Source organism: Qipengyuania profundimaris (assembly GCF_030717945.1).
GTDB lineage: Bacteria > Pseudomonadota > Alphaproteobacteria > Sphingomonadales > Sphingomonadaceae > Qipengyuania > Qipengyuania profundimaris.
This window is the reverse complement of sequence record NZ_JAVAIM010000001.1, coordinates 662833-682794: the sequence shown is the minus strand read 5'-3', so window position 1 is coordinate 682794 and position 19962 is coordinate 662833. Positions and strand designations below refer to the sequence as shown.

The 19962-nt window shown below is 64.3% G+C and carries 16 protein-coding genes and 1 tRNA gene; 3 read left to right on the top strand and 14 right to left on the bottom strand.

The genetic code is table 11. The annotated features are described in order from the left end of the window. Nucleotides 1–13: 13 nt before the first annotated feature. Nucleotides 14–2761 carry an ATP-binding protein gene (locus tag Q9K02_RS03475; RefSeq protein WP_305931636.1) on the top strand — a complete coding sequence of 916 codons (2748 nt, stop codon included), beginning with the start codon at nt 14–16 and terminating at the stop codon, nt 2759–2761. Between the two features lie 94 nt (nt 2762–2855). On the opposite strand, the gene Q9K02_RS03470 is transcribed toward Q9K02_RS03475, so the two are convergent. The 3 genes from Q9K02_RS03470 to Q9K02_RS03460 all read right to left on the bottom strand — a co-directional run bounded on the left by Q9K02_RS03470 (nt 2856) and on the right by Q9K02_RS03460 (nt 7868). Then, nucleotides 2856–5351 (bottom strand): TonB-dependent receptor, encoded by a 2496-nt coding sequence (locus Q9K02_RS03470; RefSeq protein WP_305931635.1) that lies wholly within the window; start codon nt 5349–5351, stop codon nt 2856–2858. Between the two features lie 236 nt (nt 5352–5587). Beyond that, nucleotides 5588–6529, bottom strand: coding sequence for an isopenicillin N synthase family dioxygenase (locus Q9K02_RS03465; protein WP_305931634.1), 942 nt, complete (start codon nt 6527–6529; stop codon nt 5588–5590). Between the two features lie 10 nt (nt 6530–6539). Continuing rightward, on the bottom strand, nt 6540–7868 hold the full coding sequence (locus Q9K02_RS03460) for a NupC/NupG family nucleoside CNT transporter (RefSeq protein ID WP_278327782.1): 1329 nt from the start codon (nt 7866–7868) through the stop codon (nt 6540–6542). 136 nt (nt 7869–8004) lie between these two features. Here Q9K02_RS03460 and Q9K02_RS03455 point away from each other — a divergent pair, with 136 nt between their 5' ends. Beyond that, entirely contained in the window at nt 8005–8694 is a 690-nt protein-coding gene (locus tag Q9K02_RS03455) for a queuosine precursor transporter (RefSeq protein ID WP_305931633.1), read from the top strand. Between the two features lie 4 nt (nt 8695–8698). Here the strand turns inward: Q9K02_RS03455 and Q9K02_RS03450 are convergent, their stop codons facing one another. From Q9K02_RS03450 to Q9K02_RS03440, 3 genes are read right to left on the bottom strand one after another with little or no spacing between them, the layout of a single operon-like run. Then, a complete protein-coding gene (locus Q9K02_RS03450) occupies nt 8699–9214 on the bottom strand; it encodes a DUF421 domain-containing protein (protein WP_305931632.1) in 516 nt (171 codons plus the stop codon). Between the two features lie 49 nt (nt 9215–9263). Next, a complete protein-coding gene (locus Q9K02_RS03445) occupies nt 9264–10250 on the bottom strand; it encodes a radical SAM protein (protein WP_305931631.1) in 987 nt (328 codons plus the stop codon). Next, nucleotides 10250–11668 carry a dihydrolipoyl dehydrogenase family protein gene (locus Q9K02_RS03440; RefSeq protein WP_305931630.1) on the bottom strand — a complete coding sequence of 473 codons (1419 nt, stop codon included), beginning with the start codon at nt 11666–11668 and terminating at the stop codon, nt 10250–10252. Before Q9K02_RS03440 ends, Q9K02_RS03445 begins: the two co-directional genes overlap by 1 nt. A gap of 46 nt (nt 11669–11714) precedes the next feature. Here Q9K02_RS03440 and Q9K02_RS03435 point away from each other — a divergent pair, with 46 nt between their 5' ends. Continuing rightward, nucleotides 11715–12776, top strand: coding sequence for an SDR family oxidoreductase (locus Q9K02_RS03435; protein ID WP_340310321.1), 1062 nt, complete (start codon nt 11715–11717; stop codon nt 12774–12776). Here the strand turns inward: Q9K02_RS03435 and Q9K02_RS03430 are convergent. From Q9K02_RS03430 to folK, 8 genes are all read right to left on the bottom strand, one after another. Beyond that, on the bottom strand, nt 12773–13495 hold the full coding sequence (locus Q9K02_RS03430; RefSeq protein WP_305931629.1) for a glycosyltransferase: 723 nt from the start codon (nt 13493–13495) through the stop codon (nt 12773–12775). The two genes, Q9K02_RS03435 and Q9K02_RS03430, sit on opposite strands and share 4 nt — an antisense overlap. Next, a complete protein-coding gene (locus Q9K02_RS03425) occupies nt 13492–14079 on the bottom strand; it encodes a TIGR04282 family arsenosugar biosynthesis glycosyltransferase (RefSeq protein ID WP_305931628.1) in 588 nt (195 codons plus the stop codon). Before Q9K02_RS03425 ends, Q9K02_RS03430 begins: the two co-directional genes overlap by 4 nt. Continuing rightward, a complete protein-coding gene (locus Q9K02_RS03420) occupies nt 14072–14446 on the bottom strand; it encodes a hypothetical protein (RefSeq protein WP_305931627.1) in 375 nt (124 codons plus the stop codon). Before Q9K02_RS03420 ends, Q9K02_RS03425 begins: the two co-directional genes overlap by 8 nt. Nucleotides 14447–14503: 57 nt before the next feature. Further along, nucleotides 14504–15883, bottom strand: coding sequence for an HlyD family type I secretion periplasmic adaptor subunit (locus Q9K02_RS03415; protein ID WP_305931626.1), 1380 nt, complete (start codon nt 15881–15883; stop codon nt 14504–14506). Continuing rightward, the gene (locus tag Q9K02_RS03410) at nt 15880–17670 is read right to left on the bottom strand and encodes a type I secretion system permease/ATPase (protein ID WP_305931625.1); all 1791 of its coding nucleotides are present in this window, start codon (nt 17668–17670) and stop codon (nt 15880–15882) included. The genes Q9K02_RS03415 and Q9K02_RS03410 overlap by 4 nt, the downstream gene beginning before the upstream one ends. Then, the gene (locus tag Q9K02_RS03405) at nt 17667–19151 is read right to left on the bottom strand and encodes a TolC family protein (protein WP_305931624.1); all 1485 of its coding nucleotides are present in this window, start codon (nt 19149–19151) and stop codon (nt 17667–17669) included. Before Q9K02_RS03405 ends, Q9K02_RS03410 begins: the two co-directional genes overlap by 4 nt. 110 nt (nt 19152–19261) lie before the next feature. Beyond that, nucleotides 19262–19337: transfer RNA gene (locus Q9K02_RS03400), tRNA-Lys, on the bottom strand. An 89-nt stretch (nt 19338–19426) separates the two neighbouring features. Next, nucleotides 19427–19912, bottom strand: a complete 486-nt coding sequence (gene folK, locus Q9K02_RS03395) for a 2-amino-4-hydroxy-6-hydroxymethyldihydropteridine diphosphokinase (protein WP_305931623.1) — start codon at nt 19910–19912, stop codon at nt 19427–19429. Nucleotides 19913–19962: the final 50 nt, after the last annotated feature.

Genomic DNA, 19962 nt, shown 5'->3' with positions numbered 1-19962 from the left:
ATTTGGGCGCATGGTGGCGACCCATTTCGGAGCCGCGCTGGGATTTTTCGCCTTGGCCTATGTCAGTATCGACTTTGCCCGAAACGAGGGCCGCATCGCGGCAATCTGGCTACCCAATGCGGTTGCCGTCGCAATTCTCTTGCGCTTCCGTTTCAAGCAATTCAGGTCCCTGATTGGCGCGATTTTCGCCGGTAATGTCGGGGCAAACCTCGCCTCCGGGGACCCGATTGCGCAAGCCCTCATGCTCGCCAGCGCCAACGGTGTCGAGATAGCGATCGCGGTATGGTTGACGCGGCGTTGGTGCACGCGTCAGCCGATCATGGACGATATCGACGACCTGCGCCGCTTTGCCATTGCCTCCGGCGCAATCGCACCGGCCGCCAGCGGGCTGATCGCGGTCCTCGCTTTCGGGGCGCAGCCTGCGACCCTGCTGGCGGTCTACGGCAAGTGGGTGACGTCCGATGCCCTGAGCATGCTGATCCTTGCGCCCAGCATCATGATTGCGATCGATGCATTGCAGACACGCAGAAAGCTGCGAAGGCGAGAGCTTGCCGAATGGGTCGGCCTGTCCCTCGCAGGGACCGCCCTCACGATCATGGTCTCCGTCCAGACGACCTATCCGCTGCTGTTCCTCGTCCCGCCGGTCGTGGTCATCCATGCCTTCCGGCTCGGCAGCCTCGGGACTGCCTTTTCGACGATCAAGGTGGCGGTGATCGCCTTGGTCTGCACCGAGCTGGGCCATGGTCCGATCAACCTGTTGACCTATCCGGAGACCATCCGTTTCCTGGTCCTCGAGGTTTTCCTTGCTTCCGCCATCCTGCTGGGTCTGCCGGTCTCCGCAGTGCTTGCTACGCGCCAAAGGTTCGCTGCCGAACTCGCTGCGCAGAAAGCCGAGCTCGCCCTGCTGGCCGAGAATGTAACCGACGCCATCCTTCGGGTCGATGGCGAAGGCGTGATTACCTATGCGTCACCTTCGGTGATGGCAGTCCTGGGTCTTCCGCCAGAAGAGTTCATCGGCAAGCGCGTCAGCGAGCGGGTCCACGCCGACGCCGCGGACGATATCGCTGCGGTCGAACACCGGCTCAATTCCGGCGAGGCCGAGAAGGAACGCTTCACCTACCGCCGATATCTCGACGGCGAGGATGGCGAGGCGGTTTACATCGAGGCCGACTGTGCCGTTGCGCGTAATGCCGAAACAGGCGAGCAGGAAGGCATCGTGGTTTCCGCCCGCGACGTAACGCACCGCGTGCTGCTCGAGCGCCAGCTCAAGCGTGCACGATCGCATGCGGAGAACGCGGCGCGCGCCAAAGCGCAGTTCCTTGCCAATATGAGCCACGAAATCCGCACACCCATGAACGGCGTACTGGGTTTCGCCGAGCTGTTGCAACGCCGCGACCTCGATGAAGAATCGGCCCGCTATGCGGAGTTGATCGAACGATCCGGACGGTCCATGATGATGCTGCTCAACGATATCCTCGATCTGTCGAAAATCGAATCCGGCCAGCTCAAGGTAACCTGCGATCCGGTGGATGTCGTGCAGCTGTCGGCGGATTGCATCGAATTGCAGCGCGCCCAAGCGGAACGCAAAGGCTTGTCTCTCAGCATCGCACCGGTCGTCGGCATTCCACTGTCGATTTCCAGCGATCCCCTGCGCCTGCGCCAGATATTGCTCAACCTCATCGGCAATGCTGTGAAGTTTACCGAGAGCGGCGGCATCGAGGTGGCAGTCGCTCGGGAGCAGACGCAACTGGCAATCTCGGTCGAGGACAGCGGCATCGGCATCGATGAAAGCCGCCTCGCGATGATTTTCGATCCCTTCGTCCAGGCGGAAGGATCGACTACGCGGCGCTTCGGCGGGACCGGCCTGGGCCTCAGCGTTTCGCGCCAGCTGGCGGAATTGCTCGGAGGGTCGTTGAGCGTGGATTCCATGCCCGGCGTCGGATCGCGCTTCACCTTGCGCATTCCGCTCGTCGAAGTGGAAACCGTACCTGCCCGCCAGCAAGGTCATGGTCGCCGAGCGACCGATATTGCCATGCCGCCCAAGGGTCGCATCCTGCTGGCCGAGGATCACGACGTGAACCGCATGCTCGTGACCGCCATGCTCGAGGATCTTGGGCAGGAGGTATCCCATGCGCATGACGGCGTGGCCGCGATCGAAGCGGTGACGTCGAATTTCGGTCGGCGGCCTCCATTCGACCTGGTACTGATGGACATCCAGATGCCCGGCTGCGACGGTTATGCGGCAGCGCGCGCCATTCGTTCTTACGGCATCGACGCAAAGCGCCTGCCGATCGTTGCGCTGACCGCGAACGCCTATCCCGAAGACGTGCTCTCGGCGCAAATAGCCGGCATGCAAGCCCATCTGGCCAAGCCGCTGGTGTTCGAGGATCTCGCCGCCGCGCTCGCTCGCTGGCTTCCGATGCACATCGTGGCGGACAACGAGAACGAAAAGGCCCGCATCCGGCGTCCCGGTCCGGGCGCCGCGACCCTGCCACCGAAATCCTCAGGTATCGACGAACGCTGGAAGCAACGCCGCAGCGAAGCGATCGAAGCGGTCGGAGCTGCGGTTCGTGCGCAAGCGATGGAGGGCGCCGGGATCGAAGACCTGGCGCGCGTCGTCCACAAGCTGGCCGGGACGGCGGGCATGTTCGGCGAGGAAGAACTCGGCTCGCGCGCGGCGGCGCTCGAACGGGCGCTTCGCTCGAGCGTAGACGTCGATGTGCGCCTGAAGCTGGCCGAGGAATTGCTCGAAGCGGCCTGAAACTCCGCGAGACACAAAAAGGGCGGCCTTCCCGAAAGAAGGCCGCCCCCAGTGTATATCGGCCCGGGATGCGTGCCCCGGTTCCGTTATAGGCTTAGTAGCCGAGGATCAGCGACACGCTGGCTGCACGCGGCGGCGACAACTGCGCGAAACCGGCGCCGTCCAGATCGCCACCGAAGCCGCCGACGTAGAATTCGTCGAACAGGTTGGTGACGTTGAACTGCAGCGCTGCATCGCGGCCGTTGAAGTATTCGCCGAGGCGGATGCGCGCGTCGAGATCGACCAGCGTGTAACCGCCGACCGACAGGTCGTTCACATCGTTCACCCAGCGCTTGCCGGTATGCTTGACCTGTACGCCGAGTTCGACCGGGCCGAAGGAGCCCTGCGCGCGGCCGCCGACCGACCAGAGCGGGGTGCCGCTCTCGTTCTTGCCGGCAGTCGGTGCGAAGATCGGGTTGCCGTCATCGTCCAGGCCGAGCTGCACGTCGTTCTTGATTTCCGATTCGTTGATCGAACCGAACACATAGAGCAGCGTGTTGTTGGTCGGCTGGAACGCGACCGAGCCATCGATACCGTACTTGTCGACCTGGCCGAGGTTACGTGCGATCGATTCGTCGAGGATCGGATCGTAAGCCACGGCACGGCGGTTGCTGTACTTGGTGTACCAGCCGGCGATCTGGGCCTGAACACGGCCGTTCTGATACCGGAAGCCGAGGTCGAAGCTGTCGGTGGTTTCGGAATCCGGCTGGAAGTCGTCGGTCTTGTTCGAGAAGAAGAGCGAGTCGTACAGCTCGTCCGTGCCCGGGACCGAGAGGCCCTTGGCATAGTTCCCGAAGATCGACGCATCGCCGAATTCGTACACGGCGCCCACGTTCGGAAGCAGCTTGTCGTACTTGTAGGTAACCGAGATCGGCGGTGCTGCATTCGGATTGGCTGCTTCGTAAGCAGCGGCATCCTGGTTTGCAAAGCAGTCGACGAAGCCCGAAGCACTGGTCGTGTAGCAGAGCTGGTTCAGCTCGCGCTTGAAGAACGGTGCACGCAGGCCGAGCACGGTCGTGAGGTTGCCGAAGCGACCGCGATATTCGCCCGAGACCTGATGCAGCGTCGCATAGGACTGGCGGTTACGCTTGTTCAGTTCGAAACCGTCCGCCGTGATGACCGGATCGTTGACCGGGAAGACGTCGACGATTTCACCGTCGATGCGAGCAATCGAAGTCTGACCGGTCTGACGGTGGTTCGCATCGTCATAGGTGTAGCTCAGGCGAACGCGGTGGTCGGCATTGATCTCGTACGCGAGGTTGGAGATCACGCCAAAACGGTGCGTACGGGTCTGGCTCGGGTCGAAACCGCTGATCTCGTCGAGCATGTCGCCGTCGCCGTTGAGGTCACGGCCGAAGTAGTAACCGCCGCGCAGGAAGCCGGTGTACTGCTGGCCGTTGTACTCGCGGGTACCTTCGAGCAGTTCCTCGTTACCGCCGCCATTGGCCTTCACGTACTGGTAGCTCGGATCGATCGTCAGGATCAGGTCCGGGGTCAGAGTGAAGCGCGACGAACCGCGGATGTTGCCGGTGTTAGACGGATTGTACCGGCGCTCGAACTCGGCACCGCAGCCGTTGACGCCGTCGGGATCGACATAGCCATCGACTGCAACCTGCGCCGGCGTTTCGAACACGCCCGGCACGCTGTCCACGGTGCAGGGATAGTCGATGTTGTAGAAGCGGAAGCTCTCGTCGCCCGCTTCGATCGCATCGATGATGTCGGTGACGAAGAACGAACCGAAGAAGTTGTTGCGGTTCTCGTTATAGTGACCGGCAACGGCAACGAAATCGCCATTGCTGCCGATGTCCTGCCAGATACGGCCGTTGTACTGTTGCTTTTCCACTTCGCCGTAATTGTTGAAGGGGTTGGCGTAGGTCGTGTAGCTGGCCGAAGCGAACGCCTTGGTGCCCATGCCGGTGATGTCGCCGGTGTCGATCATCACGAAACCGCGACCGTAGAGGCGGTCGACACCGATGTTGTCGCCTTCGGGGAAGGTGTCGCCAGCGGTCAGCGTCATAGTCACGCCGAATTCGTCGGCGGGTTCACGCGTACGGATGTTGATCGTGCCGCCGACGGCCGAAGCGGTCGGGCTGTCGACATCGGTAACGCCGAGATTGACGTTGACCGATTCGAGAACTTCCGGGTCGACCTGCTGGTTCGTGTAAAGCGCGTAGTTGCCCGAATCGTTCAGCGGCAGCCCGTCCAGCGTCTGCGAAATACGGCTGTCGTTGAAGCCGCGAATGGTGAAGCTACCGCCCGACGAACCCCAGGGGTCGTTGTTCTGGAAGCTGACGCCGGGGACGAGGTTGACGATGTCGTTGACCGTCTGGCCGGGGCGCTGGCGACGGATGATTTCTTCGTTGAGTTCCTGCTTCGCCTTGGGCGTATCGGGGACTTCGATGCCACCGACGTCCTGATTGCGGGCGCCGGAAACGACGATCACATCGTCTTCGAATTCGACCGAACCGGTCGACTGTGCGGCGGCCGGTGCGGCGACCATTGCGCTGGCGGTGCTGACTACGGAGGCAGCCAGGAGATACTTGAACTTCATGTCAGGAGACCCCTTAAGTGTCCAAATCAAAACTGTGCTCGAGAGAAGCGGAGCCCGGCTAGTCCGGGTTGATTGCCGCAAAGCGTTGGTTTTGTGACAGAGTCAAGACAGTGGTGGCCGCGCGGTTACGCTGCACTTGCGAACGACAGAAAATGCATGCCTTATCAGAGACTTCGCTGTGTTGCGCAAATGCAACGCCGCGTGAATTTTATTGCCTTGCCGCAGTGCAGCATCGATCAGGCTAGGTTGATCTCGCGCAACCGCTGCATGAGGTAGTCGTGGCTGGATATCGCTTCCGGGTGATCGTCCGGGCGCGCCGGATCGATGCATTGCGGCAGGGTTTCAATCACATAGTCCGGCCGGAAATGCAGGAAGAAAGGCATCGAATAGCGCGCCCGATAGGCCGCTTCGCCACGCGGGTTGACGACCCGGTGAGTCGTCGAGCGTAGCCGGCCGTTGGTCAGCCGGTCGAGCATGTCGCCGATGTTCACGACCAGCGCCCCTTCGGGCGGCGCGACGGCTTTCCACTCGCCCTGTGCGGTCAGCAGCTCCAGCCCGGCCTCGTCGGCGCCCAGCAGCAGCGTGATCGTGTTGATATCGCCATGGGCCGCCGCGCGGATCGCGCCTTCGGCTTCTTCGCCCTCCAGCGGCGGATAGCGAAGCAGGCGCATCACCGAATTGCCGTCCTCGACCGTGGCCGCGAAGAAGTCGCGGTCCAGCCCGAGATGCAGGGAAATGCCTTGCAGCACGCGCGCGCCCGCTTCCTCGAAAGCGGCGTAGAGCTCGGTGAAAGTATCGCGGAAGCCGCCGACTTCCTCGGGCCAGACGTTGTCGGCCATATATTCCGCCAGCGCGTGCCCTTCGGGCAGCTCGCGTCCGACATGCCAGAATTCCTTGAGGTCGTGGACCTCGGCATCCTTGGCCTTTTCCGTGCCGAAGGGCGTATAACCGCGCGCGCCGCCGCCGCCGGGGATGTGGTAGGCGCGCTTCACATCGTCGGGCAGCGCGAAGAATTCCTTCGACAGGGCCTCTGCGCGGTCGATCAGTTCCTGCGGGATGCCATGGTCGCGGATGACGGCGAAGCCGTATTCCTCGAAGCTGCGGCCCAGTTCGTCGGCAATGCTTTCGATCGGCTGTGCCAGGGACACAACCGCGATGTCGGTGTTCGATTCGCTCATGACGCGCTCTCTAATACGGCAGGAAGAGTCCCGCCAGCGCCGCGCTCATCAGATTGGCGAGGCTGCCCGCGGCGAGAGCGCGCAGGCCGAGCTTGGCGATGACCGGCCGCTGGTTCGGGGCAAGGCCGCCGGTGACTGCCATCTGGATTGCGATCGAGCTGAAATTGGCAAAGCCGCAGAGCGCGAAGGTCGCAATCGCGCGGCTGCGGTCCGACAGCACGGTAGCGTCCATTGCGCCGAGTTCGATGAAGGCGACGAATTCGTTGAGGACGATCTTCGTGCCGAACAGTCCGCCCGCTGCCCCCGCCTGCTCCCAGGGGATGCCGATCAGGAACATCACCGGCGCAAAGATGAAGCCGAGCAACTGCTGAAAACTGACATCGGGATAGCCGAACCAGCCGCCGATCCCGCCGAGAATGCCGTTGGCCAGCGCGACCAGCGCGACGAAGACCATGACCATCGCGCCCACCGCCACGGCGAGCTTCACGCCGGTCTGCGTGCCTTGCGCGGCGGCTTCGATCACATTGGCGGGCTTGTGCCCTTCCTCGAACGTCTCGGCGACTTCGACTTCGTGCGGCTTCCCGCTCTCGGTCAGGGCAGCCGGTCCTTCGGCGCTGATGCGCGTGGTCGGCAGCTGGACCTCGGCCAGTTCCGCGGCATTGCGGGCGAGATCGCTCTCGTCGTCCGGCATAATGATCTTCGCCATCAGGATGCCGCCCGGGGCCGACATGAAGGCCGCGGCCAGCAGGAACGGCACAGCCTCCGCGCCGATGAAGCTGGCATAGGCGGCGAGGATCGTGCCAGCGACCCCGGCCATGCCGACTGCCATCAGCGTGAACAGGCGGCTGGGTGTAAGCGCGGCAAGATAGGGCCGCACCACCAGTGGGCTTTCCGACTGGCCGACGAAGATGTTCGCTGCGCTGCCCAGCGCCTCGACCTTGCTGATCCCGGTGATCCAGCCGATCGCGCCGCCCACCCAGCGCACCAGCCGCTGCATGATGCCCCAGTGGTAAAGGATGGAGACCAGCGCGGCGAAAAAGATAATCACCGGTAGCGCCGCGATCACGAAAGTATTGGCGAAAGGATTGCCCTCCATCGGACCGAAGATCGCTGTGATGCCCGCCTTGGAATAGTCGAGCAGGGCGATCACGCCGTTGGACATCGCCTGGATTGCCTCGACGCCCCAAGGCGTCCGCAGCACCAGCAGCGCCATGAGCGCCTGCAAGGCAAAGGCCGCGCCGACGACACGCAGCTTGATCCGGCGCTTGCCGGTCGACAGGAGGAAAGCGATCGCCAGGATCGCTAGGATACCGGCGATATTGATCAGGATGGGCTGCACTGCGGACCCCTCTCGCGATGCGACGAATTGCGGATGAAATTGGCCGCTACCTTGCGCGGCGGGTCCGCTTAGTCAATTTTCGCATCTCAAGCCAGCATTCGCTGTCACCCGATTTTCAAGGACGATTTTTCCCCACATGACCGACCAGCCTGCCCATCAGGAACGCGTAGCCGCAGCCTCGATCCCACTCGGCCAGTTCGTTTATCTCGTACTTTACGGCGGGCTGACGGTGATCGCCGGCGTGCTGGCCTTCAAGCAGGTGCAGCTGTGGCCGACCCAACTGGCAGTGGAATCGGGCATCTTCGCCTTCCTCGGGCTGGTGGTCATCTCCAGCACGATCGCCCAGCTTTATGGCGAGAAATTGGCCCGTAAGCTGGTGTGGTGGGGCTTCCTGCCATTGGCGGTCTCGGCGCTGCTTATCTTCCTCGTGCTGTCGCTGCCCGCATCCCCGGACATGGTCGAATTTCGCGGCGCAGACCTCGATGCGTTCAACACCGTGCTGGCGCAGACGCCGCGCATCATGGCGGCCGGGCCTGCGGCTTACATCGTGTCGCTCCTGCTCAATGTCTGGATCTTCTCGCGCCTGCGCGGTTCGGGCGAGGACAATACGATCGGCTTGATGGTCCGCGGCGCGATCGCCAGTGCGCTAAGTCAGGCGATCGATTCGGTAATTTTCGTGACACTTGCCTTCTATGGCGAGTTCGACATCACACCGCTGCTGATCGGGCAGGTGATCGCCAAGGTGACCCTCAGCATCGTGCTGGTGCCGTTCCTGATCACTGGCGGCGTCGCACTGGCCCGCAGGCTGGACAAGCGCAGCTTCTAGACCTTCAGGGCCGGTCGATCCCGTCGACGAGATCGTCGTCGAGATGGTCGCCATGCAGCACGGATATGTCGCCGGTCGTCTCGAGCACGACCGCCCTCACTTGTCCCATATCCAGCACGTTGGCCTCGCGCAGTTTCGCGATGATGTCATCCTTAGCGACGCGCGATGTCTCGAGCGCGTTATCGATGAACTTGCCCTCCCACATCAGGAAGATCGGCCCGTTCTGGATCGCCTGTTCGAAGTTCTCCGATTGCTGGCGCAGCTTGGCGATGATGAATTGCAGCCCGAAGAGCGCCGCCAGAGCGGCCAATGTCTGAACGAAGGCCGGCCACTCGCTCGCTTGAACAGCGCCCGCGAGGAGCGAACCCGAAGCGACCGTTACGACGAAATCGAAGTTCGTCATCTTCGAAAGTGATCGCAAGCCGATCATTCGGATCACCAGCGTGACCCAAATTATGCCGATAAGCGAGAGGACGACCGCACGAGTGGCTATATCCAGCCAGGTTTCTTCGAAGAACATGCCTGCCTAATGCGCGGGCAACTGATTTCGGTCCGAAAACCGATAAAGATCAGGTCGAACAGCTCGCTCCGCCTAATACGCAGAAGCGCGCACAGTGGGGATGGTTGAGCGGCACGTCGCGACTTGACTCTTCCAGAGTCGCGCCGAGATCGAAGCCCGGGTCATGCGGGATGAGCGTGCAGGCGACCACGCGCGGCGCAGCTTCGCCTTTGCGGTGGACGATCATGCGGCTGGTGGCGCACATGATGTCGGAGGGCGATTTGCCGAGGATATCCCAGCAGGCGGTGGTGATCTCGGCAATGTCCTTGTCTGCGTCCATTTCCGGGAACAGGACCAGCCGCGCAGGGTCGCGGGGGTCGATCGCGATGTTCTCGACGTCGAACAGGGCGGCATAGGCGTTGCGCGCCTCGACCTCCCCTTCGCCCGGCAGCAGCCGACCGGCGACCGCAATCGAAAATCCGTTCTCCGACAGCCAGCGCAGGCCGTCGATAGCGGGCTCCCACGTCCTCGCACCACGCTCGGCCTCGTGCACGGCCTTGCTGTGATGATCGAGACTGACGCGCAGGGTCAGCTTCGCTCCGAAGCGTTCGCGCAGCTCGATCAGCGCCGCCTCGTGCCGTCGCATCGGCTTCATCGCATTGGTCAGCACCAGCGCCTCGAAGCCTCGCGCCAGCGCATCTTCCAGCATGGGGAGCATGTCCGGGTTCATGAACGGCTCGCCGCCGGTGAACCCGATTTCGCGCGCGCCCATCGCCTGCGCCTCGTCGAGAAAGCGCGCTGCGTGGTCCGCGCTGAGATAGACCAGTGCATCGTTCGTCGGGCTGCTTTCTATATAGCAGGTCGCGCAGGCGAGATTGCACAGCGTCCCGGTGTTGAACCACAGCGTGTCGAGTTCGGTCAGCGCGACACTGGCGCGCGTCTCACCCGCCGCTGTTATTCGCGGATCACTGAATTTCTCGCGTGGCAGCGGCGCGGCCTCCACGACAAAAGGCGACGGCCCGCTCGGCGCGGTGCGGCTCTTGCTGCGCGAAGCCATCAGGCGAAGGTGCGCCGCATCTTGGCGACGAAGCCGGCGTATTTCTTCGGCAGGCTGCCGAACACAGTTGGCTCCCATGCGCTGAAGGCCGCCGCCTTGGAAATCTCGCTGCGCGTCGGATAGCTGATGATCGCACTGCCGAGCGCGAAAGTGCTGCTCTTGCCGCTGATCGTCTGGGTGAAGGGCAGCAGCAATTCGCCCGCATTCTTGCCGACGATGCTGACGCCGAGAACCTTCTTGCCCTTCAGCACCATCTTCATGTGCCCCTTGGTATAACCTTCCGCGATGGCACGCTCGTTCTCGGAAAACTCTTCCTTCACGACGGTCACGGCATCGCCATGTTTGTCGCGCGCCTCCGCCTCGGTCAGGCCGATCTGCGCGACTTCGGGCTCGGTATAGGTGCACCACGGCAGCGCGCTGAAATCGACCTTGGTCGGCAAGCCGGTGACGATTTCCAGCGCCACGTTGGAGCCCTCGTAACCCGAAACATGCGTCAGCCGCGGCCCTTCGCGGCAATCGCCGATGGCGTAGATGCCCTTCACCGAAGTGCGGCGGCGCTCGTCGGTCTTGAAGCCGTTCTTGCCGGTTGCGATTCCGATCTCCTCGGCACCGAAGCCGGAAACGCGCGCCGTACGACCGACGGCGACCAGCAGATGGCTGCCGGTGATCGTCTCGCAACTGTCGGTATGCACCGTCACGCTGCCCTCGCCGCCTTCTACCTTCGTGGCCGAGCCTTTCACGAAGCGCACGCCCTCCGACGTCATGACATCGACCACGACAGCGACCGACTCCGGATCGTCGCGGCCCATCGGCTCCCCCGGTTCGATCACCGTCACCTCGCTGCCAAGGCGGCGAAAGCTCTGCGCCATTTCCATGCCGATGACCCCGCCGCCGATGATGATCAGATGGCCGGGTTGTTCGGTCAGGTCGAAGAGGTTTTCGTTGGTTAGATAGGGTACGGTGTCGATACCCTCGATCGGCGGCACCAAAGGGGCCGAGCCGGTCGCGATGACGATCCGCGGCGCGCGCAAGGTGCGTCCTGCAACCTCGACGGTCTGCTTGCCGGTAATCCGGGCGGTGCCAAGGAACACTTCGCAGCCCATTTCCTCGAAGGTTTCCTTCGAATCGTGATGCTCGATCCCGGCGATTGCATCGTGGATGTGCTTGTGAACGCCGGACCACTCCACCTGCGGGGCAGCCAGCGTCACCCCGAACCGCTTTTCCTCGCGCGCTTCGGCCGCACGTTTGGCGGCAGAGATCAGCGCCTTGGAGGGAACGCAGCCGTTATTGAGACACTCGCCGCCCATCTTGTGGCCCTCGATAAGCGCCACATCGAGGCCGAACAGCGCGCATCCGCCTGCAGCGGTGAGGCCCGCGGCGCCGCCGCCGATCACGATAACGTCATGGGTGAATTTCATCGCTTGTCCCGTAACCCAATACGCCTAGGAAGCGAACTCTTTCGCAATCCCCCCGGCAGTCCATGGGAAGGCATTCGTCATCGCAAGCACTCTGGTTACAGGCGCCGCCGGCCTATTGGGCGGAGAGGTTTGCGCGCGGCTGATCGCTGCGGGCCATCGCGTCACGGCGCTGGTCCATCGCACGCCCGATGTGCGCGCGAACGATGGCTCAGCGGTTCCCGCGCGCACGTTGACGGGCGACGTGTCCCAGCCGCGATTCGGCTGGGACGACGAGTTGTTCGCGAAAGTCGCGGAGGCACATGATCTGGTAATCCATTGTGCCGCGACGGTGCGTTTCGGTCTCGACGAAGCGGACTACCGCGCCGTGAATGTCGATGGCGTCGCGCATATGCTGGAGCTTGCGCAGGCCGGCGAGATGGCCGTGCTTCATGTGTCCACCGCTTATGTCTGCGGCGCGCGCGACGGGGTAATCCGCGAAGACGATCCGCTACCCGACGGCGGCTTTGCCAATGGGTACGAGGCGAGCAAAGCGGCGGGCGAGCGCTTGGTGCGCGCGAGCGATCTGCGCTGGGCGATTGTGCGCCCCTCGATCGTGGTCGGCGAGCATGACAGCGGAGCGATCCGCCAGTTCGACACCACCTATGCCGCCTTCAAGCTGATCGCCGAGGGTCGGGTGAAGCACATGCCGGCCCGCGCCGGAGCGACGCTGGACTTCGTGCCCATCGATCACGTGGCGAAAGGCATCGTGACCATTGCCGCGAATCTCGGCGGGACTTCGGGCGCGAGCAGCGGCGGGACCTTTCATCTCGTGGCGGGACAGCCGGTACCGGTGGCCGACTTCACCGGCGCGATCGGCGCCTACTCGCAATTTCACGAACCCGAGCTGTTCGCGCCCGAAAAATTCGACCCGGCGACCCTCCCGGCTATCGAGCGACGGCTCTTCAAACGGATCGCGGGGCTCTATGCCAGCTACTTCCAGCGCGACCCGCATTTCGACGACAGCGCCTTTCGCCAGCTTGGCGGAGAGGCCTGTCCGGCGACCGGCAAACCCTACATCCATCGCCTGATCGACTATTGCATCGAAGCGGACTTCCTGCCGAACGCCTAGCGCACGTCAGGGTAATGCTTCGCCATCCTGTCGCGCAGGCCGAAGGCCCAGAGCATGCCGACCTTGAAATAGATCCAGTTCGCCTTGAGCGGACCCCAGGCGGCAATCCTGCGATCCGATGTCTCCACCCAGCGCGGCACCAGCTTGATCCGCCCGAGCCTGGCAAATTTCACACAGAGATCGGCTTCCTCCATCACCGCATCGCCCGGCGTGCAGCCCCCGAGGCGTCGAAAGTCGTCGCGCCGGAAAAACATCGCGTGATCGCCGAACAGCAGGCGCACTCCGCGAAAAAACAAATGCGGCCGGGTGATGAGCGGCGCGTACCAAGTCTTGATCCAGTTATGCGCCGTGGTGAACCAGCGGGTCTTGTGCGGCCCCTTGATCAGCGGCGTGAAGCTGGCGAGCGCGATGCGCTTGTCGGCCAGCGTCTCCTCGATCACGGCGACCATGTCCGCGGGCGGCAGCGTGTCGGCATGGAGGACGCAGACGTTGTCGCCGATCGCTTCGGCGACCCCGAGATTGATCTGCCGCGCCCGGCCCCGCTCACCGGAGATCACGCGCCAGCCGGCAGCTTGCGCGAGTTCGACCGTCGCATCGCTGCTGCCGCCGTCCACCAGCACGATCTCGGCAGGCCGGGGGTCGAGGCTGGCAAGCCGTTCGACCAGCGCAGGCAGTGCCGCTTCCTCGTCCAGCACCGGCACGACGATGCTGGTGCTCACTGAAGTTCCGGCCAGCTGGCAAGGTCTTCGGGCGTGTCGATATCCGAAAGCTCGGGCAGCACCGCCGGGCCCAGGCCGCGAGCCGCAAGCCTCGCCAGCGTTTCGGCGAAGACGGTCGACGTGCTCCATTCCATGTCGGCGAAGAGCCACGGCAACTGCTCGCGAAAGCCGATCAAATAGTAGCCGCCATCGGTCGCAGGACCGATCACGACCGACCGGTCGTCCAGCGCGCCCGCAGCGGCACGGATCAGGGGTGCGGTCATGCCCGGACAGTCGCTCCCGATAATGAGCGACGGCCCCTCAACCCGCGCCATGCGCTCGCCGAGATCGCCCGGACCTTGCTCGACGACTTGGATATCCTCGCCGTAAAGTTCGCGGAATGCCGCGCATTCGCCGCCAGTCACTCGCAGCTGGAACGGCAGGCCACTGGTCTTCGCCTCTTCCACCGTGCGATTGAGCAGCCGGGCATAGAGCCGTGCTGCGCCTTCCTCGCCAAGCGCCGGGATCAGCCGCGTCTTCGCCTTTCCGGGGACCGGCAGGCGAGCGAAGATGACGAGTTTGGGGGAACGGCCCGGATCAGCCACCGGAGGCTGCGTCTCGTGCCAGGATCCGCGCAAGATCGGCGCCGAAGCCCTTCACGATCGCTTCGCGCATTTCGGTGTCCATCACATCGAAGGTGATTGGGTCGTGCTGCGTACCGGAGGCTTCCGTAACCAGCACGTCGAGCTGCGTCGGCGATGCGATCGTCACCGCCAAGTTTGTCGCGGGGTCGCCGCCGGCTTCAGCAAACCCTTGCAACAGCGCGACGCAAAGCGCTGCCTCGCTCATCCCTGCCTTCTCGGCGTTTTCGACCGTGCAGGCCGCGCGTTCTTCCGCCACTTCGTAAGCCCCTTCGCTGGCCGCGCAGCCGGTGGTCGCAAGGAGCAGGGCGAGCGGGATGGTCGTATTCATGAGCGCATTGTCGCCGCTCGGACCCGGACTTGCAAGCCGCCCCGCAATGCTCGCGTTCTATTCGCGGAACGCACGATCGCTGAAGCGGCGCAGCGGGGTCAGGATGTATTGTAGCACGGTCCGCTTGTCGCCAAGCAGGCTGACATCCGCGACCATGCCGGTGCCGATCTCGAGGTCGCCGTCGACATTGGGGATCGAATCCATCTCGGTCCGCACGCGCACCAGATAGAAAATCTCGCCGCTGCGCTCGTCGACAATCGAGTCGGGCGAGATGGTGACGACCTTGCCGTCGAGGCTGCCGTAGATCGTCTGGTCGAACGCCGTGATGCCGACTTTCGCGTCCTGCCCGATCCGCACGGTGCCGATGTCCTGCGGGCGGATGCGGACTTCGACCAGTAGCGCATCGTCGGTCGCGGTGATCTCGACCAGCGGCTCGCCCGGAGAGACCGCACTGCCGCGCGTATTTACCAGCACGCGATTGACCGTGCCCGTCACCGGCGACCGCAAGGTGGTGCGCGCGAGCCGCTCTTCCAGAGCCGGCAAGGTTGCACTCCGTGCCCCCAGTTCCGCCTGCGCAGCGGCGAGTTCATTCGCCGATTGCGCGCGCCAGTCGCGCAGCGTCCGGTCGAGATTCGCCTGCGCTTCGTACACCTGTGCCTGCGCGCGCCCGATGCTGGCGCGGGCTCCTGCGAGCTGCGCTTCGGCGCTCGTCGCCTGCCCTTCCGCGCGCACCAGCGAGAGGCGCGGTTCAATACCCTGATCGACCAGTGGCCTCAGAAGATCGGCTTCGGCACGGGCGGCCTGCGCTTGGCTCGCGAGCGAATCCGACTGGCGTTCCGCTTCGGTCACCTGCTGCCGCGCCCGGGCAAGCTGCGCACGCGCGCCTGCCAGCGAACTTTGCAAATTGGCCTGGCGCGAGGCGTACAGCGCGCTTTCGATGCTGCGCTGCCGGGCTGCTTCCTCGTCCGCCGGTGCCGGGAAGCTTGGCGCGCGACCAGCCAGCTCGGCCTCCAGCCGCGCGACTTTCATTTCCAATGCCCCCGCCGTGGCGGAGGTGCTGCCGAGATTCGACCCCGTCTCCGTCGGGTCCAGCCGCAGCACGGGGTCGAGCGCTTCGACCTGCTGGCCGGTGGTGACGAAAATTTCTTCGAGAACCCCGCCTTCGAGGCTGGAAACGATCTGGAGCTCGTTGCTCGATATCACGCGCCCCTGCCCGCGCACGGTGCGGTCGATTTCCGCCAGTGCCGCCCAGATGAGGAAGACGACGAAAAAGACGACGATCGCCCAGAACAGCCAGCGCGAGACGCGGCGCGGTTCGAGATTGTCGATGAACCGCTCGACGCGGCCCTCTTCGCGCTCGGGCATTTGGCCGGGCATCGGCTGATGCTGAGGCTGGCCTTCGGTCGTCTCGTCCACCGGATCCTCGCGCGCGCTCATGTCGGTTTCACTGCCTTGGACGTCACTGCCGTAGTGACGTGGCCGCTGGTCGGATTGCCCTGCTGGCGCGACCCTTCGGCGAGTTTCGCCAGCACTGCATCGCGCGGCCCGTCGGCGCGGATCTTTCCCTCATCGACCACGATGATCCGGTCGACCAACGCGAGCAGCGGTTGTCGATGGGTGACGACCACAAGCGTGCGGTCGGTCAGTTCGTCACGCAGGCGCTCGATCAGATCGGCTTCCGTCTGGGCATCCATCGCGCTGCTGGGTTCGTCCATCACCAGCACCGGTGGCCGCCCAGCTAACGCGCGGGCGATGGCGATCGACTGGCGCTGCCCGCCGGACAGCCCTTCGCCGCGATCGACCAGACGCAAATCGTATCCGCGCGGGATTCGGCTGGCGAAGATGTCGGTGCCAGACACGCGGCTGGCGCGCAGCATTTCCTCGTCGTCGACATTGGGCCGGCCGAGGGCGATATTCTCGCGGATCGTACCGGAGAACAGCGCCGGTTCCTGTAGCACCGACCCCACCGAGCGGCGCAGCGAATTGGGATCGAGCTGGGCGATGTCGATCCCGTCGAACAGCACCATGCCGTCCTGCGGGGGATAGAGGCCCAGCATCATGCGCGCGAGCGTTGATTTGCCGGACCCGACACGGCCGAGCAGCGCAACTTTCTCGCCGGGCCGGATCGTCAGGCTGACGCTGTCGAGCGCCTTGGTCGCGGCACCGGGGTACTGGAAGCTGACATTGCGCAACTCCAGCTCGCCGCGCGTCCGGTCGATCACGATGGCATCGCTGCCCGGCCCTTCGGGCGGCCGCTCCATCAGCGCGCGGATCTGGCGATAGGCGGTGCGGGTGGCGGTAAGGCGCGAAACGAGCTGAGAAATCTGCGCAAGCGGCGCAATGGCCCGCCCGGCGAGGATCGAGCAGGCGATCAGCCCGCCCATCGTCAGGCGGTTGTCGGCCACGGAAAACACGCCGACGATCACGACACCGGCATAGGAAATCGTGCCTGCCGAGGTGGCGAAGGTGGTCCCGATGCTGGAGATCAGGCGCTGCTGGAGCGAGATATGCGCGTGGTCGCCCAGCGCCCGCGTCCAGCGGTCCTCGAATAGATTGCGCGCCCCGGCGGTCTTCACCGCCTCGATGCTGCCGATCGTCTCGACCAGCACCGACTGCTTGAGCAGCCCCTCGTCCATCGCCCTAGCGGCCAGGCGCTGCTGCGTGGGGTGCACTGCGAGGCCGACGAGGATCACCAGCGGGACCATCAACGCGGGCACCAGCACCACCCAGCCCCCGATCAGCGCGACCACGGTCAGCGTGATGAAGATGAACGGCACGTCGACTACGGCCGCCAGCGTCGCCGAGGCGAAGAAATCGCGCAGCGTTTCGAGTTCGCGCATCAGCCCGGTCAGCTGGCCGGTCGAACCCTTGCGCAGCTCCAGCCGCATTTCGATCAGGCGCTCGAAGACCGTTTCGCCCACATCCTTGTCGATATTGGTGCCCGCGTGATCGACGAAATAGGCGCGCAGCAGCTTGAGCGCGAAGTCGAAGATTACGATGATCGCGAGGCCGATCGAGAGCGCCGCCAGCGAGGTGAAGGCGCTGTTGGGAATGACCCGGTCGTACACCGTCATCGTGAACAGCGCGGTGACGAGGCCGAAGATGTTGATCAGCGTCGCGGCGATGGCGACCTTGGAATAGGTGCGCCAGTTCGCCTTGATCGGCTCCATGATCCAGTCGGCAAGCCGCTTTTGCGGGACGTCGACGATCCGCTCTTCGCTCATGGCTGGCCCTCCATGTCGAACTGTTCGAGCAGGCGTCCTGTGCGCGCCAGCAGGACATAGCGCGAGGCGTCGAGCTGGGTCAGCCCTTCGATATAGGCGATGGCGGCAGACAGATAGGCGCTTTGCGCGTCGGCCACGTCGAACAGCGTGCCGCGCAGCGCGGCGAAGCGGCGGAAGACCACGTCGCGGGTCTGCCGGGCGGAGACATAGGCAGCTTCCAGCGCGACCAGCTGCTGCTCCAGCGCCTGCACGTCGGCCCAGATGATCGCGGCATCGCGCTCGCTTTCCTGGCGGATGCGGTCGGCCGTCGCCTCTGCGGCGGCGGAGCGGGCGCGTGCCTGATCGTCTCGCGCCAGCGCGCCGCCGAACAGGCGATAACGCAGGTTCAGGCTACCGCGGACGTCGTAGTCTTCCTGATCCTCGAACACGCCATAGCGGCCGGCATCGACCCGCGCGGTCAGCTTCGGGGCCTGGCTGGCCCAGCTGTTACGCACATCAATCCGTGCGGCTTCGGCAGCGGCTTCGGCGCTCTTGACCGCAGGCGCTTCGCTGGCGGCCATCACGGCGTAGTCGCGGCTGATCCGCATGTCCGACAATACCGGAGGGCGCTGCAACAGGGGCGGCGGCGGCACGCCGGTAAGCTCGGCGAAGCGCGCCTCTGCCGAAGCCAGCCGCCGCTCGAATTGCGCCAGGCGGATTTGCCCGTCGGCCCGCAGGGTTTCCACCCGCGCTCGGTCCGCAGGCGCGTTGACGCCCTGGGCAATGCGCTTGTCGAGGGCCTCGTCGATGCCGTCCTGCGCTGCAAGATAGCCCTCGGCGAGGCGGCTTAGCGACTGGTAGGCGAACACGCTGTACCAATTGGTCACGACATCGTTGACCAGGCCCGTGAGCGCTGCGTCGCGTTCGTATCCAGCCGCTCGCAGACGCGCTTGCGCGGCGAGGATGGCGCCGTTGACGGCACCCCAGTCGAAGATCGTGTACTCCACGGCCGCAGTCGCATCGGAGCGCTCGCGGGGGCGCGAGCGTTCGAGCAGGTTGAAGGGATCGTCGCCGAAATTGCGCGTGATGGTCTTGTAGGTCGTGAAGTTGAGATCAACCGTCGGGAAGTGTCCGGCTTCCGCCTCGTCTACCTGCGCTTCGGCCAGATCGACCTGGGCCTCGACCTCGCGGCGCGAGGCATTGGCTTGCAGCGACGATGCCACGATCCGCCGGAAAAGCTCTGGATCTGCCGCACTGTCGGCAAGGCCGAGAATGGGGTCGGCACCGAAATCGAGCTGGAGCGGGCTCTCGCCGGGGTCGGGAAGTTCGGTGACTTCCGTGACGGTCGGCAGGCTCACGCCCGGATCGGGTAGTTCCGTCGCGTTCTGATCGTCTGGCAGTGCGTCTTCCTGCTGCGAGGCAAGCGCAGGCGAAGCGCTCACCATCAAGGCGAGCGAGACCCCAGCCAAAATCCGGCCCTTCAGATACTTAACTCCGTCCACGGCCATGCTCTTTAGCACCGGATCGATTTAAGAACACCCGAAACTCCGCGACGCGAGATCGGTCGTGCGCCATGCAACGCGCGATTTCTTTTAAGCGAGAGGATGAAAGGTGGTGAGCCGTGCTGGGTTCGAACCAGCGACCTACTGATTAAAAGTCAGTTGCTCTACCGACTGAGCTAACGGCCCGACCACGGTGGGCCACCTAGGCATGCGGCGGGAGGCGGTCAAGCGGCTCTTGTGTTTCTCTACGAACACACGCGATCGGGCCGCCGCGATCAAGTCGCGCGCGCTGCGAGCTGGCGCAGGGTAAGCCCCGTAAGCGGGTCGCGCCAGCTAGGTGCGATGTGCGCTGCCGGGGTGAGCACGAAGGGCCGCTCGCGGAAGGTCGGATGCGGGATCGCCAGGTCCGGCGACCCCCAGATGCCACCGCTCCACAGTACCACGTCAAGATCCAGCGTGCGGGCCCGCCAGCGTTGGCCCCGCCTCTTCCGGCCGAACTCCCGCTCGGCTGTCTGCAGCAGTACCAGCATGTCTGGCGGAGAAAGCGGGCTCGCGACCAGTATCGCGGCATTGGCATAACGCCGCTGCGACGGGCCGACCGGCACGGTTGCGATGGTCGGAGATCTTGCCAGCACGTCCATCTCGCTGTCCGCCAGACTTTCGATTGCCGCGTCCAGCACCGCGCGCGGCCCGCCTACGCCGGACAGCCGCATGTTCGACCCCAGCGCCACGATATAGCGATGTCCGCTTGCCTCGCTCATGCCCCAGCCCTAGCGTCGCGCACCGCCCTTGGGAACGGGCCGGAGCGAAG

Excerpts from the sequence above, each read along its gene's own strand:
- Q9K02_RS03470 (WP_305931635.1), bottom strand. The coding sequence starts at position 5,351 with ATGAAGTTCAAGTATCTCCTGGCTGCCTCCGTAGTCAGCACCGCCAGC.
- Q9K02_RS03465 (WP_305931634.1), bottom strand. The coding sequence starts at position 6,529 with ATGAGCGAATCGAACACCGACATCGCGGTTGTGTCCCTGGCACAGCCG.
- Q9K02_RS03455 (WP_305931633.1), top strand. The coding sequence starts at position 8,005 with ATGACCGACCAGCCTGCCCATCAGGAACGCGTAGCCGCAGCCTCGATC.
- Q9K02_RS03450 (WP_305931632.1), bottom strand. The coding sequence starts at position 9,214 with ATGTTCTTCGAAGAAACCTGGCTGGATATAGCCACTCGTGCGGTCGTC.
- Q9K02_RS03445 (WP_305931631.1), bottom strand. The coding sequence starts at position 10,250 with ATGGCTTCGCGCAGCAAGAGCCGCACCGCGCCGAGCGGGCCGTCGCCT.
- Q9K02_RS03440 (WP_305931630.1), bottom strand. The coding sequence starts at position 11,668 with ATGAAATTCACCCATGACGTTATCGTGATCGGCGGCGGCGCCGCGGGC.
- Q9K02_RS03420 (WP_305931627.1), bottom strand. The coding sequence starts at position 14,446 with ATGAATACGACCATCCCGCTCGCCCTGCTCCTTGCGACCACCGGCTGC.
- Q9K02_RS03415 (WP_305931626.1), bottom strand. The coding sequence starts at position 15,883 with ATGAGCGCGCGCGAGGATCCGGTGGACGAGACGACCGAAGGCCAGCCT.
- Q9K02_RS03410 (WP_305931625.1), bottom strand. The coding sequence starts at position 17,670 with ATGAGCGAAGAGCGGATCGTCGACGTCCCGCAAAAGCGGCTTGCCGAC.
- folK (WP_305931623.1), bottom strand. The coding sequence starts at position 19,912 with ATGAGCGAGGCAAGCGGACATCGCTATATCGTGGCGCTGGGGTCGAAC.